The 18578-nt window shown below is 56.0% G+C and carries 18 protein-coding genes; 10 read left to right on the top strand and 8 right to left on the bottom strand.

Going from position 1 to position 18578, the window contains the following annotated elements; all coding sequences use genetic code 11:
* Positions 1–10 precede the first annotated feature (10 nt).
* Complete coding sequence (hflD, locus tag DBR02_RS19210; protein ID WP_006809213.1) at positions 11–640, top strand: high frequency lysogenization protein HflD; 630 nt, start codon at positions 11–13, stop codon at positions 638–640.
* Between the two features lie 19 nt (positions 641–659).
* Positions 660–2030, top strand: coding sequence for an adenylosuccinate lyase (purB, locus tag DBR02_RS19205; RefSeq protein ID WP_107535141.1), 1371 nt, complete (start codon positions 660–662; stop codon positions 2028–2030).
* An 86-nt stretch (positions 2031–2116) separates the two neighbouring features.
* Here the strand turns inward: purB and DBR02_RS19200 are convergent, their stop codons facing one another.
* Positions 2117–2509, bottom strand: a complete 393-nt coding sequence (locus tag DBR02_RS19200; protein WP_173937200.1) for a hypothetical protein — start codon at positions 2507–2509, stop codon at positions 2117–2119.
* A gap of 412 nt (positions 2510–2921) precedes the next feature.
* Here DBR02_RS19200 and phoP point away from each other — a divergent pair, with 412 nt between their 5' ends.
* The 3 genes from phoP (at position 2922) to DBR02_RS19185 (ending at position 6270) form a co-directional block, all read left to right on the top strand.
* Complete coding sequence (gene phoP / locus DBR02_RS19195; RefSeq protein WP_026094318.1) at positions 2922–3593, top strand: two-component system response regulator PhoP; 672 nt, start codon at positions 2922–2924, stop codon at positions 3591–3593.
* Positions 3594–5057 (top strand): two-component system sensor histidine kinase PhoQ, encoded by a 1464-nt coding sequence (phoQ, locus tag DBR02_RS19190; RefSeq protein ID WP_063866389.1) that lies wholly within the window; start codon positions 3594–3596, stop codon positions 5055–5057. It abuts the gene before it with no gap.
* 91 nt (positions 5058–5148) lie between these two features.
* The gene (locus tag DBR02_RS19185; protein ID WP_107535140.1) at positions 5149–6270 is read left to right on the top strand and encodes a ribosomal protein uL16 3-hydroxylase; all 1122 of its coding nucleotides are present in this window, start codon (positions 5149–5151) and stop codon (positions 6268–6270) included.
* A 93-nt stretch (positions 6271–6363) separates the two neighbouring features.
* Here DBR02_RS19185 and DBR02_RS19180 read toward each other — a convergent pair whose 3' ends face one another.
* Both DBR02_RS19180 and pepT read right to left on the bottom strand, forming a co-directional pair.
* A complete protein-coding gene (locus DBR02_RS19180; protein ID WP_107535139.1) occupies positions 6364–6855 on the bottom strand; it encodes an REP-associated tyrosine transposase in 492 nt (163 codons plus the stop codon).
* Between the two features lie 100 nt (positions 6856–6955).
* Positions 6956–8179, bottom strand: coding sequence for a peptidase T (gene pepT / locus DBR02_RS19175; RefSeq protein ID WP_107535138.1), 1224 nt, complete (start codon positions 8177–8179; stop codon positions 6956–6958).
* Between the two features lie 237 nt (positions 8180–8416).
* Here pepT and potA point away from each other — a divergent pair, with 237 nt between their 5' ends.
* The 4 genes from potA to potD are packed head-to-tail and all read left to right on the top strand — an operon-like array spanning position 8417 to position 12225.
* Entirely contained in the window at positions 8417–9565 is a 1149-nt protein-coding gene (gene potA, locus DBR02_RS19170; RefSeq protein WP_165498414.1) for a spermidine/putrescine ABC transporter ATP-binding protein PotA, read from the top strand.
* Entirely contained in the window at positions 9549–10406 is an 858-nt protein-coding gene (gene potB / locus DBR02_RS19165; protein ID WP_107535136.1) for a spermidine/putrescine ABC transporter permease PotB, read from the top strand. Before potA ends, potB begins: the two co-directional genes overlap by 17 nt.
* Positions 10403–11194: a spermidine/putrescine ABC transporter permease PotC gene (gene potC, locus DBR02_RS19160; protein ID WP_015570805.1), complete on the top strand. Its 792-nt coding sequence runs from the start codon at positions 10403–10405 to the stop codon at positions 11192–11194. Before potB ends, potC begins: the two co-directional genes overlap by 4 nt.
* Positions 11191–12225 carry a spermidine/putrescine ABC transporter substrate-binding protein PotD gene (potD, locus tag DBR02_RS19155; protein WP_107535135.1) on the top strand — a complete coding sequence of 345 codons (1035 nt, stop codon included), beginning with the start codon at positions 11191–11193 and terminating at the stop codon, positions 12223–12225. Before potC ends, potD begins: the two co-directional genes overlap by 4 nt.
* Positions 12226–12259: 34 nt before the next feature.
* Here the strand turns inward: potD and cobB are convergent, their stop codons facing one another.
* The 5 genes from cobB to lolC are packed head-to-tail and all read right to left on the bottom strand — an operon-like array spanning position 12260 to position 17199.
* Positions 12260–13081: a Sir2 family NAD+-dependent deacetylase gene (gene cobB, locus DBR02_RS19150; RefSeq protein ID WP_107535134.1), complete on the bottom strand. Its 822-nt coding sequence runs from the start codon at positions 13079–13081 to the stop codon at positions 12260–12262.
* A gap of 14 nt (positions 13082–13095) precedes the next feature.
* Positions 13096–14007 carry an N-acetylglucosamine kinase gene (nagK, locus tag DBR02_RS19145; protein ID WP_107535133.1) on the bottom strand — a complete coding sequence of 304 codons (912 nt, stop codon included), beginning with the start codon at positions 14005–14007 and terminating at the stop codon, positions 13096–13098.
* A gap of 54 nt (positions 14008–14061) precedes the next feature.
* The gene (gene lolE, locus DBR02_RS19140) at positions 14062–15306 is read right to left on the bottom strand and encodes a lipoprotein-releasing ABC transporter permease subunit LolE (protein WP_107535132.1); all 1245 of its coding nucleotides are present in this window, start codon (positions 15304–15306) and stop codon (positions 14062–14064) included.
* Positions 15306–16007 carry a lipoprotein-releasing ABC transporter ATP-binding protein LolD gene (lolD, locus tag DBR02_RS19135; protein ID WP_032624471.1) on the bottom strand — a complete coding sequence of 234 codons (702 nt, stop codon included), beginning with the start codon at positions 16005–16007 and terminating at the stop codon, positions 15306–15308. Before lolD ends, lolE begins: the two co-directional genes overlap by 1 nt.
* Positions 16000–17199, bottom strand: coding sequence for a lipoprotein-releasing ABC transporter permease subunit LolC (gene lolC / locus DBR02_RS19130; RefSeq protein ID WP_107535131.1), 1200 nt, complete (start codon positions 17197–17199; stop codon positions 16000–16002). Before lolC ends, lolD begins: the two co-directional genes overlap by 8 nt.
* Before the next feature lie 256 nt (positions 17200–17455).
* Between lolC and DBR02_RS19125 the strand changes: the two genes are divergently transcribed.
* The gene (locus DBR02_RS19125) at positions 17456–18529 is read left to right on the top strand and encodes an acyltransferase family protein (RefSeq protein ID WP_107535130.1); all 1074 of its coding nucleotides are present in this window, start codon (positions 17456–17458) and stop codon (positions 18527–18529) included.
* Positions 18530–18578: the final 49 nt, after the last annotated feature.

Genomic DNA, 18578 nt, shown 5'->3' with positions numbered 1-18578 from the left:
AGGAGACCGTGTGGCGAAGAACTACTACGACATCACCCTGGCGCTGGCGGGAATTTGCCAGTCAGCCCGTCTGGTGCAACAGCTGGCGCATCAGGGTCATTGCGACGCCGATGCCCTGCACGTTTCACTTAACAGCGTTATCGATCTCAACCCGGGCTCCACGCTGGGCGTCTTTGGCGGCAGTGAAACTAACCTTCGTCTCGGTCTTGAAACCCTGCTCGGCGTGCTCAACGCCAGCAACCGTCAGGGATTGAACGCGGAGCTGACCCGCTATACCTTAAGCCTGATGGTACTGGAACGTAAGCTGAACGCGGCAAAAGGGGCAATGAATACCCTGGGCGACCGCATCGCCGGGCTACAGCGCCAGCTCGACCATTTTGACCTCCAGTCTGAGACCCTGCTGAGCGCGATGGCGGGTATCTACGTCGACGTGATTAGCCCGCTCGGCCCGCGTATTCAGGTCACGGGTTCTCCTGCCGTATTGCAAAGCCCACAGGTGCAGGCGAAGGTTCGCGCCTCGCTGCTGGCAGGCATTCGTGCCGCGGTGCTGTGGCAACAGGTCGGCGGTGGCCGCCTACAGTTAATGTTTTCTCGTCATCGCCTGACGACTCAGGCAAAACAAATTCTTGCTCATTGTTAACCTCCCGGAGTTGCGAATTATGGAATTATCCTCACTGACCGCCGTATCCCCTGTCGATGGACGCTACGGCGATAAAGTCAGCGCGCTGCGCGGGATCTTCAGCGAATATGGCCTGCTGAAGTTCCGTGTTCAGGTTGAAGTACGCTGGCTGCAAAAGCTGGCCGCCCAGACAGCAATCAAGGAAGTTCCTGCTTTTGACGCAAAGGCAAACGATTACCTTGATAAAATCGTTGCTGAGTTCAGCGAAGAAGATGCCGCGCGCATTAAAACCATTGAACGCACCACCAACCACGATGTGAAAGCGGTTGAGTACTTCCTGAAAGAGAAAGTGGAAAGCGTCCCTGCCCTGCACGCGGTATCTGAATTTATTCACTTCGCCTGCACGTCTGAAGATATCAACAACCTGTCTCATGCGCTGATGCTCTCCACCGCGCGCAAAGAGGTGGTTCTGCCTTACTGGCGTAAAATCATTGATGCGGTGAAAGCCCTGTCCGTGGAGTACCGCGACATTCCGCTGCTGTCCCGTACGCACGGCCAGCCGGCAACCCCGTCCACCATGGGTAAAGAGATGGCGAACGTGGCGTACCGCATGGAACGCCAGTATCGTCAGCTGGAGCAGGTTGAGATCCTCGGCAAAATCAACGGCGCGGTGGGTAACTACAACGCCCACATCGCCGCGTACCCGGAAGTGGACTGGCATCAGTTCAGCGAAGCGTTCGTGACCTCTCTGGGCATTCAGTGGAACCCGTACACCACCCAGATTGAGCCGCATGACTACATTGCCGAGCTGTTTGACTGCATCGCGCGCTTCAACACCATCCTGATCGACTTCGATCGCGACGTCTGGGGTTATATCGCCCTGAATCACTTTAAGCAGAAGACCATCGCCGGGGAAATCGGTTCGTCCACCATGCCGCACAAGGTGAACCCAATCGACTTCGAAAACTCCGAAGGTAACCTGGGTCTGGCGAATGCCGTGTTGCAGCATATGGCGAGCAAGCTGCCGGTATCCCGCTGGCAGCGCGACCTGACCGACTCCACGGTGCTGCGTAACCTGGGCGTGGGCATTGGCTATGCGCTGATCGCGTATCAGTCTACCCTGAAAGGCGTGAGCAAACTGGAAGTGAACCGTGACCGACTGCTGGACGAACTGGATCACAACTGGGAAGTACTGGCGGAGCCGATTCAGACCGTGATGCGTCGTTACGGCATTGAAAAACCGTATGAGAAACTCAAGGAGCTGACCCGCGGTAAACGCGTTGATGCTGAAGGTATGAAGCAGTTTATCGACGGTCTGGCGCTGCCAGAAGAAGAAAAAGCGCGCCTGAAAGAGATGACCCCGGCAAACTACATTGGCCGTGCCATTACCATGGTTGACGAGCTGAAGTAATCGCCCTCCCCCTTTCCACCCGGAAAGGGGGCTGCTTTTCAACGTCGTGCCGACGTTTTCACGCCCCGTTACAGGCTTTGCCGGGATTAAAGCCTGCTGTCAGATTGATTGTTATTTTTCGTCGTGGAATAACTTTCCTGAATATAGCGTTTCAGGCCAAACGGGCACAGCCTGAACTGGCACGGCGTCTCAACGGTGCACGGGCGATCCATCTCCTGCCGGTTGCCTGGACACGCGTTTTTCTTTTTGAAACCCATCCAACCTATTGATGTAAATGGCATTGCCTGCGCTATCCATACTCTTCGGCGTCGGTCGTTAATCAGGATCCCCTGGCTTGAGGTGGTGATGATTTCACCTGCACGAACGTAATAATCCCCTTTAAGCCACAGGATGTAATTCAGGCCATAATGTGTTTCAACCTTGCAAAAGAGGGTACCGCTTTCGGGGCTCGCAATAGTCTCAACAACCTTCCATTCCATAAATGCCTCTTTACTCGATAAATTGCTGTTTAGTTGTGTAAAAATGCTGATTTACTGGTACATATTATGCGGATCTAATTTCGCACCATAAAATAAGCGTAGACAAAGATGGAAAGATCGAAAACATCCTTACAAAAAAAGGGCAATATTTACAAAACTTCCCCGCAGCTTAAGCACCTCGCGGGATTTGTACCCCCCTCAATGCCCGTTCTGGCAAAAATGCCGCGCGCCCTCAACAGTTAATAAACAGATGGCTGTTTTATCCGGAATGCGGAAGCTTGCGAAAACAAGTCGGTTTATATTACTCGCGCTTTTTTAGGGCATGAAAAAACCATTTAATTTCATCACGCTGGTGTCAACCTGGATAATCAGCGTTAAACTATTCATACCATTTATAAAGGGAGAAGTGATGATGCGCGTACTGGTTGTTGAGGATAACGCATTGCTACGTCATCACCTGAAAGTTCAGCTTCAGGAGATGGGCCATCAGGTGGACGATGCCGAAGACGCAAAAGAGGCCGATTATTATCTCAATGAACACCTGCCGGACATCGCCATCGTCGATTTAGGGCTGCCGGATGAAGACGGATTGTCCCTTATCCGCCGCTGGCGTAGCCATGACGTTTCGCTGCCGGTGCTGGTGCTGACCGCTCGCGAAGGCTGGCAGGACAAGGTTGAAGTATTGAGCGCAGGCGCGGACGACTACGTTACCAAACCCTTCCATATTGAAGAGGTTGCCGCGCGCATGCAGGCGCTGCTGCGCCGTAACAGCGGGCTGGCGTCGCAGGTGATCTCTCTGCCGCCGTTCCAGGTGGATCTCTCCCGCCGCGAATTTTCCATTAATGATGAAGTGATCAAGCTGACCGCATTCGAATACACCATTATGGAAACGCTGATCCGTAACAACGGTAAAGTGGTGAGCAAGGACTCCCTGATGCTTCAGCTTTATCCGGATGCCGAGCTGCGCGAAAGCCATACCATTGACGTGCTGATGGGCCGCCTGCGCAAAAAAATTCAGGCGCAGTACCCGCACGACGTGATCACCACCGTGCGCGGTCAGGGCTACCTGTTCGAATTACGCTAAATGAAAGGGATTTTGCGCCACATTTTACCCCTTTCGCTGCGGGTTCGCTTTCTGCTGGCAACCGCCGCCGTCGTGCTGGTGCTGTCGCTCTCCTACGGAATGGTGGCGTTGGTCGGGTACAGCGTAAGCTTCGATAAAACCACCTTCCGCCTGCTTCGCGGCGAAAGTAACCTGTTTTATACCCTGGCGAAATGGGAGAACAACCAAATCACCGTCGAGATGCCGGAAAACCTGAACCAGCAGAGCCCGACGCTGGCGCTGATCTACGATGAAAAAGGCAAACTGCTGTGGGCGCAGCGTGATGTTCCCTGGCTGAAAAAACGCATCCGTCCGGAATGGCTGAAAACCAACGGATTTCACGAAATAGAAGCCGACCTCAACTCGACCAGCATCCTGCTGCGTGACGATCGGGCATTACAGAACAAGCTCAATGAGATCCGCGCCGAAGATGACGACACGGAGATGACCCACTCGGTGGCCATCAACCTGTATCCCGCTACCCTGAACATGCCGCAGCTGACCATTGTGGTGATCGATACCATACCGGTTGAGCTAAAACGCTCGTATATGGTCTGGAACTGGTTCGTGTACGTTCTGGCTGCCAACCTGCTGCTGGTGATCCCACTCCTGTGGGTTGCTGCGTGGTGGAGCCTTCGTCCGATTGAGTCCCTGGCCAAAGAGGTGCGCGAGCTGGAGGAGCATCACCGCGAGAAGCTGAACCCGGAGACCACGCGCGAGCTGACCAGCCTGGTGCGCAACCTCAACCGCTTGCTGAAAAGCGAACGTGAACGCTACGACAAGTATCGCACGACGCTCACCGATCTTACGCACAGCCTGAAAACCCCGCTGGCGGTGATGCAAAGTACCCTGCGTTCCATGCGCAGTTCGAAAATGAGTGTGGATGACGCCGAGCCTGTGATGCTGGAGCAAATCAGCCGGATTTCACAGCAGATTGGTTATTACCTGCACCGCGCCAGCATGCGTTCCGGAAGCGCCCTGTTGAGCCGCGAGCTGCACCCGGTAGCCCCGCTGCTGGATAACCTCACCTCTGCGCTGAACAAGGTATACCAGCGTAAAGGGGTCAATATCAGCCTGGATATCTCACCGGAAATTAGCTTTGTCGGCGAGAAGAATGACTTCATGGAAGTGATGGGGAACCTGCTCGATAACGCCTGTAAGTATTGTCTGGAGTTTGTCGAAGTGTCCGCGCGGGTAACGGATAACGAACTGCATATTATCGTTGAGGACGATGGTCCCGGCATTCCCCGTAATAAACGCGAAGTGGTATTTGACCGCGGTCAGCGCGCCGATACGCTGCGTCCTGGCCAGGGCGTAGGGCTGGCCGTCGCTCGGGAAATCGTCGATCAGTACGACGGCAAGATCGAAACCGGTGAAAGTTTGCTGGGCGGCGCCCATATGGAGGTCATTTTTGGCCGTCAACAGCCCGTATCGAACGATAGTTAACCCGGAATGTGAAAAATACGCGGATCTCGCCCCCAGGGTTCTTTGCTTCCGTTATAATCCGTCTCAGTAAGAGCCTGCGGAAAACAAAAATATGGATTATCAATTAACGCTTAACTGGCCCGATTTCATCGAACGTTACTGGCAAAAACGCCCGGTCGTTCTGAAACGCGGATTCAGCAATTTTATCGACCCTATTTCCCCTGACGAACTCGCGGGTCTGGCGATGGAAAACGAGGTGGACAGCCGTCTGGTGAGCCACCAGGACGGAAAATGGCAGGTCAGCCACGGTCCATTTGAAAGCTACGATCACCTGGGCGAAAGCAACTGGTCTTTACTGGTGCAGGCGGTCAACAACTGGCACGAACCCACCGCAGCCTTAATGCGCCCCTTCCGCGCCCTGCCGGACTGGCGAATGGACGATCTGATGATCTCCTTCTCCGTTCCCGGTGGCGGCGTCGGTCCGCATCTGGATCAGTACGACGTGTTTATCATTCAGGGTACCGGTCGCCGTCGCTGGCGCGTGGGCGAAAAGGTGCCAATGAAGCAGCACTGCCCGCACCCTGACCTGCTTCAGGTCGATCCGTTTGAAGGGATCATTGATGAAGAGCTGGAGCCGGGCGACATTTTGTACATCCCGCCAGGCTTCCCGCATGAAGGCTATTCGCTGGAAAACTCGCTGAACTATTCGGTCGGTTTCCGCGCACCAAGCGGCCGCGAGATGATCAGCGGATTTGCTGATTATGTTTTACAGCGCGAGCTGGGCAGCTACCGTTACAGCGATCCGGACGTTCCGGCGCGTGAGCATCCGGCAGATATTCTGCCAGAAGAGCTGGATAAGCTGCGCGGTATGATGCTGGATCTGATCGGCGAACCGGAGCACTTCAGACAGTGGTTTGGCGAGTTTATCAGCCAGTCGCGTCATGAACTGGACGTCGCACCGCCAGAGCCACCGTATCAGGCGGATGAAATTTATGATGCACTCCAGCAGGGCGATAAGCTGGTTCGTCTGGGCGGATTACGCGTGCTGCGCATTGGCGAAGAGGTATTCGTCAACGGCGAGCGTCTGGACTCCCCGCACCGTCCGGCGCTGGAAGCGATTGCCAGCCATATGGTGCTGTCTGCGGATACCTTTGGCGACGCGCTGGACGATCCGTCGTTCCTCGCCATGCTGGCCGCGCTGGTGAACAGCGGGTACTGGTTCTTTGAGGACTGATGTGTAATGTTTGCCGGGTGGCGGCTACGCCTTACCCGGCCTACAACACCACGATCCCGTAGGCCCGGTAAGCGAAGCGCCACCGGGCTCAATTTACTTCCGCTCCCCCGCCGCAAAATCCTTCTCCTCACCCGCCCACTCTGCGGGATATAGCCCTTCACGCACATCCCGATGAAACGTTGAATAGGGCCAGTCAATGACTTTGCTGACATAGCCATGCTTTAGCGGGTTGATGTTGACGTAATCCCTATGCCGCCGGTAATCCTGTTCATTGCGAATGGTGTGTTCCCAGAAACGCGGTTGCCAGACGTGGCGCATCTCAATGCTGCGGCTGAACGTTTTTTTGATGTCGCGCCAGCGCGCCGAAAAGTCACTGTCCCCTTCCGGTATGGTCCAGATACAGTGCATATGTTCAGGCAGGACAACCCAGGCGTTAATGGTGAAGGGCTTAGCACGCTTAACCGCGGCGGTAGCGGAACGCAGGCTTTCGATGTGGCGAGTAAGCAAATCGCTCTGGCGGTTTTGCAGATTGACGGTGAAAAACCAGGTCCCACCGGGGATGTAATGGCGGCGGTAGTTTGACATGTGAACTCCCTGTTCATTTGCCGGGTGGCGGCTACGCCTTACCCGGCCTACAAAAGCCGTTCCTGTAGGCCCGGTAAGCGCAGCGCCACCGGGCTTTTTCTTACCGCTTCGCGGTTAACTCGGCTATTCGCACAATCACCTGCACCGCTTTCTCCATCCCTTCCAGCGTCACGAACTCATGCTTGCCATGGTAGTTATACCCGCCGGTAAACAGGTTCGGGCACGGCAAACCCATAAACGACAGCTGCGAACCATCGGTTCCACCCCGGATCGGCTTCATCACCGGCTCGATGTCACAATCGCGCATCGCCTGCCGGGCGATATCCAGAATGTGCGGATGCTCCACCACCTTCTCGCGCATATTGTAATAGCTGTCTTCAATGATGAGCTCAATATAGCAATCCGGATGCAGCCCCTTGCCGACCTTTTTCGCGATCTCCATCATCTTACGCTTGCGCGCCTCAAAGGCTTTGCGGTCAAAATCGCGGACAATATAGTGCATCTGCGCGCTGTCCACAGTCCCCTTGATGCTGGTCAGATGATAAAAACCCTCATACCCTTCCGTCATCTCCGGGCTCTCTTCGGCGGGAACTTCCGCATGAATACGCGCGGCCAGAGACAGCGCGTTCACCATCACCCCTTTCGCAGAGCCCGGGTGCACGTTATTCCCGACAATTTTGATCGTCACCGATGCTGCGTTAAAGTTTTCATACTCCAGTTCGCCCACGCCGCCGCCGTCGACGGTGTACGCCCACTGAGCGTTAAACGCCTCAACGTCAAAGTATTTCGCGCCCTTACCCACCTCTTCATCCGGCGTGAAGGCGACGCGGATATCGCCGTGCGGGATATTTTGTCCCTTCAGCACCGCCAGCGCCGTCATGATTTCGGCGATACCCGCTTTGTCATCGGCGCCCAGCAGGGTCTTGCCATCGGTGGTAATTAACGTCTGCCCCAGCAGCTGGTGCAGCACCGGGAACATCACCGGCGACAGGACTTCGTCACCAATCCCCAGCGCGATATCACCGCCGCGGTAGTTTTCAACAATCTGCGGATTAACGTGTTTACCGCTAAAATCAGGTGAGGTATCGACATGAGAAATAAAGCCAATCGCCGGGATATCCCCCTCAACGTTGGCCGGCAGCGTTCCCATCACGGTACCTTTTTCGCTCAGCGTGACGTTGACCAGCCCCATGGCCTCAAGCTGCTCTTTCAGCAGGTTGAGCAGCTTCCACTGGCCTTCGGTGCTGGGCACCTGTCGGACACCCGGCTTAGATTGGGTATCCAGCGAAACGTAATGTAAAAAACGCTCAAGTAGTTTATCCATGCAGTCACCCTCACTTTTTGTGACAACATTATCAGTAAGCAGCAAAACGCAAATATTGCGTCAGGTCACTTTTATCCCGCAAACGAGAACTTTTTACGTTTATATCGTTCTGCGTTAATAAATGTAGCTTATGAATAAGTGAGAAGGATTGGCGATTCAATGGGTTTGCCGTAGAATGTCCGCCCTCATTACGAGTCACCAAGGTGGTTACACACAAACCCCGCTTCAGTCTGCTGCCTGAGGCGTCTATATGGGACAGCGCGAAAATTGAATACACAACCCCGTTCCCTTTCACCGCTGGTGCAACTGGAACGAATTCGTAAAAGTTTTGATGGCAAAGACGTCATTTCCGACCTAAATCTGACCATCAATGACGGTGAGTTTCTCACGCTGCTTGGCCCCTCCGGCTGCGGCAAAACCACCGTCCTGCGCCTTATCGCCGGGCTGGAAAGCGTCGATAACGGCCACATCCATCTTGAGAACCAGGACATTACCCAGGTTCCTGCCGAAGATCGCCACGTCAATACCGTCTTTCAGAGCTACGCCCTGTTCCCGCACATGACCGTGTTTGAGAACGTGGCGTTTGGCCTGCGGATGCAAAAAACAGCGGCCAGCGAGATCCCGCCCCGCGTCACCGAAGCCCTGCGTATGGTGCAGCTGGAAGAGTTTGCCCAGCGAAAGCCGCATCAGCTATCCGGCGGACAGCAGCAGCGCGTGGCCATTGCCCGCGCCGTGGTCAACAAACCGCGCCTGCTCCTGCTGGATGAATCCCTCTCCGCGCTGGACTACAAGCTGCGCAAGCAGATGCAGAACGAGCTGAAAGCGCTTCAGCGTAAGCTCGGCATCACGTTCGTGTTTGTTACTCACGATCAGGAAGAAGCCCTGACCATGTCGGACCGTATCGTGGTGATGCGCGACGGCAAGATCGAGCAGGACGGCACGCCGCGTGAAATTTACGAAGAGCCGAAAAACCTGTTCGTCGCCAGCTTCATTGGTGAAATCAATATTTTCAACGCCACGGTGATTGAGCGTCTGGACGAGCAGCGCGTGCGCGCCAACGTGGAAGGCCGCGAATGCAACATCACGGTGAACTTTGCCGTGGAAAAGGGACAAAGGCTCAACGTCCTGCTGCGCCCGGAAGATCTCCGCGTCGATGAGATCCACGACACGGCTGACGCCGAAGGTCTGATCGGTTACGTTCGCGAACGCAACTATAAAGGCATGACCCTCGAATCCGTGGTCGAACTGGAAAACGGCAAAATGGTGATGGTCAGCGAGTTCTTCAACGAGGACGATCCGGACTTCGACCACTCGCTGGATCAGAAGATGGTCATCAACTGGGTAGAAAGCTGGGAGGTTGTACTGGCTGATGAAGAACACAAGTAAGTTCCAGAATGTGGTGATTGCCACGATCGTCGGTTGGCTTGTGTTGTTTGTCTTTCTACCCAACCTGATGATCATCGTAACCAGCTTCCTGACCCGCGACGACGCGAACTTCGTCGCGATGGTCTTTACGCTGGACAACTACGCGCGCCTGCTCGATCCGCTGTACTTTGACGTGCTGCTGCACTCGCTCAACATGGCGCTGATTGCCACCGTTGCCTGTCTGGTGCTGGGGTATCCGTTCGCGTGGTTCCTGGCTCGCCTGCCGCAAAAAGTGCGTCCGCTGCTGCTGTTTTTACTGATTGTGCCCTTCTGGACCAACTCGTTAATCCGCATCTACGGGCTGAAGATCTTCCTCAGCACCAAAGGTTATCTGAACGATTTTCTGCTGTGGCTGGGGATTATCGATACGCCGATCCGCATTATGTTCACCCCGAGCGCGGTGATCGTCGGCCTGGTCTATATTCTGCTGCCGTTTATGGTGATGCCGCTCTACTCCAGCATTGAAAAGCTTGATAAACCGCTGCTGGAAGCCGCCAGAGACCTGGGGGCCAGCAAGCTGCAAACTTTTATCCGCATCATTATTCCGCTGACCATGCCGGGCATTATCGCCGGCTGTCTGCTGGTCATGCTGCCGGCGATGGGCCTGTTCTACGTGTCGGACCTGATGGGCGGGGCGAAAAACCTGCTGATCGGCAACGTGATCAAGAGCCAGTTCCTGAACATCCGCGACTGGCCGTTCGGCTCGGCCACCAGCATTACGCTGACGGTGGTGATGGGACTGATGCTGCTGGTCTACTGGCGTGCCTCGCGCTTGCTGAACAAGAAGGTGGAGCTGGAATGATCGGTCGACTGCTTCGCGGCGGTTTTATGACCGCCATTTATGCGTATCTCTATATTCCGATAATCATTTTGATCGTGAACTCATTTAACAGTTCACGCTTCGGGATCAACTGGCAAGGGTTTACCACCAAATGGTATGGCCTGCTGATGAACAATGACAGCCTGCTCCAGGCCGCGCAGCACTCGCTGACGATGGCGGTGTTCTCTGCCACCTTTGCGACGCTGATTGGCTCGCTGACCGCCGTGGCGCTGTACCGCTACCGTTTTCGCGGTAAGCCGTTCGTCAGCGGCATGCTGTTTGTAGTGATGATGTCCCCGGACATCGTGATGGCCATTTCACTGCTGGTGCTGTTTATGCTGCTGGGCGTCCAGCTCGGTTTCTGGTCGCTGCTGTTCTCGCATATCACCTTCTGCCTGCCGTTTGTGGTGGTGACCGTCTACGCTCGTCTGAAAGGGTTCGACGTGCGCATGCTTGAAGCGGCGAAAGATCTGGGTGCCAGCGAGATGACTATTCTTCGCAAAATCATCCTGCCGCTGGCGATGCCTGCCGTTGCAGCCGGGTGGTTGCTCAGCTTTACCCTGTCGATGGACGATGTGGTCGTATCCTCCTTCGTCACCGGGCCGAGCTATGAAATTCTGCCGTTGAAGATCTACTCAATGGTTAAAGTCGGTGTTTCACCCGAAGTGAACGCGCTGGCGACTATTCTGTTGGTGTTATCGCTGGTTCTGGTCATTGCCAGCCAGGTTATTGCTCGTGATAAAACAAAATCTCAGGGGACACAGAAATGAAAAAAATGCTTGCCGCTGCGGCGCTGGTGCTTGGTATGAGTGCCGCGCACGCTGATGACAGTAAAACGCTCTATTTCTACAACTGGACCGAGTATGTGCCGCCGGGCCTGCTGGAGCAGTTCACCAAAGAGACGGGCATCAAGGTGATCTATTCCACCTATGAGTCGAATGAGACCATGTATGCCAAGCTTAAAACCTACAAAGATGGCGCGTATGACCTGGTGGTGCCGTCGACCTATTTCGTCGACAAAATGCGTAAAGAGGGCATGATCCAGAAGATCGACAAAACGAAGCTAACCCATTACTCAAACCTCGATCCTGAGATGCTGAACAAACCGTTCGACCCCAACAACGACTACTCCATTCCCTACATCTGGGGCGCGACGGCAATTGGCGTCAACAGCGACGCCGTCGATCCAAAAACGATTTCCTCATGGGCCGACCTGTGGAAGCCGGAATACAAAAGCAGCCTGCTGTTAACCGACGATGCGCGCGAAGTGTTCCAGATCGCGCTGCGTAAACTCGGCTATTCCGGCAACACCACCGATCCGAAAGAGATCGAAGCGGCGTATAACGAACTGAAAAAGCTGATGCCAAACGTGGCGGCGTTCAACTCCGATAACCCGGCTAACCCGTATATGGAAGGTGAAGTGAACCTGGGGATGGTCTGGAACGGCTCGGCGTTCGTTGCGCGTCAGGCCGGGACACCGCTGGAGGTGGTCTGGCCGAAAGAAGGCGGGATCTTCTGGATGGACAGCCTCTCAATTCCGGCTAATGCGAAAAACGTGGATGGCGCCCTGAAGCTGATTAACTTCCTGCTGCGCCCGGACGTGGCAAAACAGGTGGCGGAAACCATCGGCTATCCGACGCCGAACCTGGCCGCGCGGAAGCTGCTAAGCCCTGAAGTGGCGAATGATAAATCGCTTTATCCGGACGCTGAAACCATCAGCAAAGGGGAATGGCAGAACGACGTCGGTGACGCGAGCCGCCTTTATGAAGAGTATTATCAGAAGCTGAAAGCCGGTCGTTAATGCATAACGGGCGACACAAGGTCGCCCGTTACCCTTACAGCCCCTTCAGGAGTTTATCCACAAAGGCCGGCACCACTTCGCTTGCCAGACCGTAATGCTTCTCTTCAAACTCGCTGCCGACCTGGCTTGGCTCCAGATTGAGCTCCACCGTATGGGCACCTTGCAGTCGCGCTTCGTGCACAAATCCCGCCGCCGGATAGACATGGCCTGAGGTACCAATGGCGATAAAGACGTCCGCCATGGCCAGGGCACTGTAGATTTCATCCATTCCCAGCGGCATTTCGCCAAACCAAACCACGTGCGGACGCAGACGCGAAGGAAACTGGCAGCAGTGGCAGCGGTCTTCTTCCAGCACGTCCTCTTTCCAGTCCAGCACCTGACCGCTCCATGCGCACCGCACCTTGAGCAGTTCGCCGTGCATATGAATGACGTTGCGGTTACCGGCTCTTTCGTGAAGATTGTCGATGTTTTGCGTCACCAGCAGAAAACGATCTCCCAGCGCCTCCTCCAGCTTTGCCAGCGCCAGGTGCGCCGCGTTTGGCGCAATCTCCGGCTGCTGAAGCTGGCGACGGCGGGCGTTGTAGAACGCCTGAACCAGCGCCGGATCGCGGGCGAAACCTTCCGGCGTCGCCACATCTTCAACTCGGTGTTCTTCCCACAGCCCGTCCGCCGCGCGGAAGGTCTGAATACCGGACTCGGCGGAGATCCCCGCCCCGGTCAACACCACCACTCTGGGTTTATCCATCGCTTCTGGCATCATCCTGTCTCTGAAAAAGATCCGCTGACGCAGGCGTTCACGTAAGCGGCGTTTATTTTTGCGAAAACGGCTGAGTCGACCCTGGCGACGCGACAGCATAGTAACCTCGTAAACTAATCGGTGAGATGAAGGAATGCGGCTCCGCGCATGCCTCCTGCGTCCCCGTGTCGCGCACGCTCAATGCGCGGCACGCGGGCGACCGGCAATAAATGTCGGGGCAGACGCCCGGACAACTGTTCCGTAATCGCAGTGAAGTTTGACAGCCCTCCCCCGATCACCAGCAGATCCGGGTCGACGATGGTCAGGATGTTGCCCAGACACACCGCCAGCAGGTCGAGATAGCGTTCAACGTGCTCTCGCGCCTGCGCATCCCCTTGTTCCCACAAGGTAATGATTTGGGGGGCCTCAAGTTTCTGATGATAGAAGTGTTCATACAGCCATGCAAACCCCCGTCCCGACAGATAGTTTTCAATGCAGCCGTGCTGACCACAGCCGCAGCGGGTAAGCGGGAAATCGCGCCCGACCACGTCCAGCGCGTCCACCGGCAGACGAATGTGGCCAAATTCGCCGGTGATGTAGCTGCGTCCGGTAATGGGCTTGCCGTTAATGACAATCCCGCCGCCGACGCCCGTCCCGAGGATCAGCCCCATCACCAGCGGATAGTGACGAAACTCGTCGTCCCAGGCTTCGGAAAGGGCAAAGCAGTTGGCATCGTTGTCTAAACGCACGTCGCGTTCAAGGAGGGCTGAGAGATCGGCGCGCAGCGGCTTGCCGCTGGCAGCGGGAACGTTGGCGGCATACAGCGTGCCGTCGTCGGTTTCGGGCATACCCGGAATTCCAATGCCGACGCTGCCCTTGACGCCAAACCGCTCATCCGCCTGCGCTACCAGCGCGGCGATAGCGGTTAAAAATTCATCGTAACTTTCACGCGGCGTGGGCACGCGGGTTTCCCACTGGAGTGTGAGATCGTTATCAAACACGCCGAGCGCAATCTTGGTGCCGCCAATATCAAATCCGTAATACATGATGCATTCCTCTGCTTGATTCAGCGGCCCAAAGACCGCTAAACCATGACGAAATTACTGGCCACTTAATACCCTCGCCGGATCGATACGGCTTGCGCGACGCGCCGGATACCAGCTTGCCAGCAGACTCAGTAAAAGTGCTGTAACCAGCACATAAATAACGTCCAGCCAGTGCAGTTCAGACGGCAGGAAGTCAATAAAATAGATATCGCCGGACAGGAACTGATGGCCGATAAGCTTTTCAATCCCGTTGATAATCGGCGTCAGCTGAAGGGACACCACCACGCCGATGACCACGCCGCAGAGGCTGCCAAACAGCCCCGCCAGCAAACCGTACCAGACGAAAATGGCGCGAATAAGACCGTCTTTTGCCCCTAAGGTACGCAGCACGGCGATGTCGCCGCTCTTATCCTTAACGGCCATGACCAGCGTCGAGACGATATTAAAGCACGCCACCCCAATCACCAGCACCATCGCCAGATACATAATCGCGCGGATCATCTGGATATCGCGGTACATGTAGCCGTAAGTGCCTATCCAGCTTTTGATGTAGACGTAGCTATTGGTCACGCTGCCGGCATCACGCACCAGCTTATTGGCGTTGAAAACGTCGTTAACCTTAATGGCTATCCCCGTCACGCTGTCGCTCATGTCCAGGTACTGACGCGCATCTTCCAGCGGCACCATGGCGAAGCTATGGTCGAGCTGGCCGCTTAGCTGCAAAATACCGGTGACGTGCAGACGCACGCGTTTAGGCTGCTGCAATTTGTGGTCGGCGCTGGCGTTCGGGATCATGATCGATACCCAGTCGCCCTGCTTCACCTTCAGCGCGTCGGCAACGCCTTTACCCATGATGATCTGCTGCTCGCCGGCCTTAAAGTTTGCCCATGCGCCATTTTGCACGTAGCGCGGCAGCGCGCTCAGACGCGCTTCCTGACGAGGATTTACCCCTTTCACCTGGATGGCGCGCAGGTTTACCCCGCTCTCCACCAGCCCGGTAAAGTTGATGTAAGGTGCAGCCGCCGCGATGCCCGGCACTTTTTCCACTTTGTTCAGGGCATCCTGCCAGTTGGACCACGGCTGGTTTACCGGCTCGATTTCACCGTGAGGAACAACGGCCAGAATGCGGTTATTCAGTTCACGCTCAAAGCCATTCATGGCGCTTAAGCCGACGATCAGCACCGCCACGCCCAGGGCAATACCGATGGTGGAGATGACGGAGATAAGGGATACCATCCCACTCCGGCGACGACCGCGGCTAAAGCGTAACCCGATGAGTAACGATAACGGTGAAGCCATTACTCCGCTCCCATCAGCGTCAGTTCTGCGTTCAGACGACCGTCGCGCATTTCCAGCTGACGGCCCATCCGCTTAGCCAGCTGCAAATCGTGGGTCACCACCAGAAACGCGGTACCCTGCGCGGCGTTCAGTTCGCCGAGAAGCTGGAAAATGCTGTCTGCGTTACGCGCATCGAGGTTACCTGTCGGTTCATCCGCCAGCACCAGGCGCGGGTTGTTGACCAGCGCGCGGGCGATCGCCACACGCTGACGTTCGCCGCCGGAAAGCTCGGACGGACGGTGATTACCGCGATGTCCCAGCCCTACCGCGTTTAGCATGTCGCTGGCGCGGGCATTAATTTCTGCCGGTTTCTTTTTACCAATCAGCAGCGGCATCGCCACGTTTTCCAGCGCCGTGAAGTCCGGCAGCAGATGGTGGAACTGATAGATAAAGCCCAGCTCGCGGTTACGCAGCTCGGCTTTCGCCGTTGACGACATTTTACTCAGCGGCTGTCCGGAGAAGATCACATCGCCTTCGGTTGGAGTGTCCAGCCCGCCCAGCAGGTGCAGCAGCGTACTTTTGCCGGAGCCGGAGCTGCCGACAATCGCCATCATCTCGCCTTCACCCACGCTAAAGCTCACATTGTGCAGCACGTCGGTCTGCACAGCGCCTTCCTGATAGCGTTTGGACAGGTTGTCGCACTGCAACAGGATCTTATTCATAACGTAAAGCCTCAGCGGGTTGAGTGGCGGCAGCCCGCCAGGAAGGATAAAGCGTAGAAAGCAGCGCAATGGCCATCGCGGCCAGCGCAATACCGACCACCTGTAGCGGCTCGATAGCCACCGGCAGCGCCGCGCCATCGAGCAGCGCGCCGATGATCGGCATCAGATTGTTGAGCTGGCTGGCGAGCAGCGCGCCCAGCGCCGCCCCGAGCAGCGCACCGATGATGCCGGCGCTGGCGCCCTGAACCATAAATACCGCCATGATCTGGCGCGGGGTCAGGCCCTGGGTTTGCAAAATGGCGACTTCGCCCTGCTTCTCCATCACCATCAGCCCCAGCGAGGTGATGATGTTAAACGCGGCAACGGCCACGATCAGGCTTAACAGCAGCCCCATCATGTTTTTCTCCATGCGCACGGCCTGGAACAGCTCGCCTTTACGGTCGCGCCAGTCCTGCCATTTCGTCCCTTCCGGTAACGCCTGCTGGCTGAGGGTGTCTACCTTCAGCGGCGCGTCAAGCCACAGACGCCAGCCGGTAATATTGCCCGCCGGGTAGCGCATCAGACGCGAGGCGTCCTGAATGTTCACCAGCATCTGGTAACCATCGACTTCGCTGTTCGCCGCAAACGTGCCAATCACGTTGAACAGGCGCTGGCTTGGCAGACGCCCCATCGGCGTAAACTGGCTGGCTGAGGGCACCATCACGCGCAGCCGATCGCCACGGTTAACGCCAAGCTGCCCGGCCAGCTGCTCGCCGAGGATGACGTTATATTTACCCGGTTCGAGGTCGGTTTGCTTCACGTTAACCAGAAACGGCGTCAGCGGATCTTTTTGTGCCGGATCGATACCGAGCATCACCCCGACCGCCACGCTGCGGGCGCTTTGCAGCACCACATCGCCCGTTGTAAGGGGCGCAACGCGGGTGACACCCTGTAACTTCACCGCGCTTTCCGGCAGCTGTTGCGGGTTAACGGAACCCTGAGTGGAAGAGAGAACGGCCTGCGGCATCAGCCCCAGGATATTGTTTTGCAGCTCGCGCTCGAAGCCATTCATGACGGAAAGCACCGTCACCAGTGCCATCACGCCAAGCGTAATGCCAATAGTCGAAAGCCAGGAGACAAAGCGACCGAAGCGGTCCGCGGCGCGCCCACGCATGTAACGTAAGCCTATGAAGAGTGCGACAGGTTGATACATGAAATCCGTCTGTTTGCTGATAGCAGACCCACGAGTATATAAGCGAATCCGTTAAGCGTAAATGACTGAAACCGTAAGATTCGGTAATCATTTTTCCGAAAAATTCAGATAAATCATCATGCTACTGACCGAACTTCCGCCAGACAGCCTCCACCTTTTCCGAAAATCGTCCTGATACAGACTGTTACCCGTTACATCAGGGCTTCATTTTACAGCAATCGGCGTTTCGTTTATGGCAACAAGGTCGTCACGCACCATGAAACAAAAAGCATTATGGATTAACCAGATAAAAGGCCTGTGCATCTGCCTGGTGGTAATTTACCACTCGGTGATCACCTTTTATCCTCACCTGGACGGGCTACAGCATCCGCTATCAGGCCTTCTCGCCAAATGCTGGGTCTACTTTAACCTTTACCTCGCCCCGTTCCGTATGCCGGTATTTTTCTTCATCTCCGGCTATTTGATCCGCCGATACATTGACGAGGTGAACTGGCGCACCAGTCTCGACAAGCGCATCTGGAGCATCGTCTGGGTGCTGGCGCTGTGGGGCGTACTGCAATGGCAGGCGCTGACCCATCTGAACGCCTGGCTCGCCCCCGAGCGTGAACTGGCAACCTCATCCAATGCGGCCTACGCCGATTCCGTTTCAGGGTTTGTGCTGGGAATGCTCACGGCCAGCACCAGCCTGTGGTATTTGTACGCGTTAGTGGTCTACTTCACGCTCTGTAAACTGCTGAGCCGCTGGAAACTGTCGATGCTGGGGATTCTGGCGCTGGCAAGCGTCGCCATTAATTTCCTGCCGCTGCCGTGGTGGGGAATGAACAGCGTCGTCCGCAATATGATCTACTACAGCCTCGGCGCATGGTACGGCGCGCAGCTGATGGCGTGGATGAAAGGGTTGAATCTGCGCCGCAGCTGGCTGGCACTCGTTGCCTCTGCCGCGCTGTCCGTGGTGCTGTGGTTCGCTAACGTCCCTCTGCCGCTCTCTCTGCTGTCGATCGTGGTCATCATGAAACTTTTCTACAGCATTGAGCAGCGTTATGCCGTTCACCCCAATAATCTGCTGAACGTCATCGGGTCGAACACTATCGCGATTTACACCACCCACCGCATTTTAATTGAGGCGTTTAGCCTGATCCTGATTGGCGAAATGAATGCGGCGTACTGGCCGGTCTGGGCTGAACTTGCGCTGATTCTGGTCTATCCGTTTATCAGCCTGCTCGTCTGCACGCTGGTCGGGCTGGGGGCTCGTAAGCTCTCCACCGCCCTCTTTGGCGATTTTTTCTTCTCCCCACCCGCGCGTGTTTCACCCGTGCCCGCTACCCGCTAACCTGCCCCGCCCCCATCCGGGGGCTCTTTTCCTCTTGTGCGGTTACGAT

Origin of the sequence: Enterobacter cloacae complex sp., assembly GCF_900322725.1 — a bacterium.
Classification (GTDB): domain Bacteria; phylum Pseudomonadota; class Gammaproteobacteria; order Enterobacterales; family Enterobacteriaceae; genus Enterobacter; species Enterobacter quasihormaechei.
The sequence above is the reverse complement of the archived record's forward strand: the minus strand, read 5'-3'. Positions and strand labels throughout refer to the sequence as shown.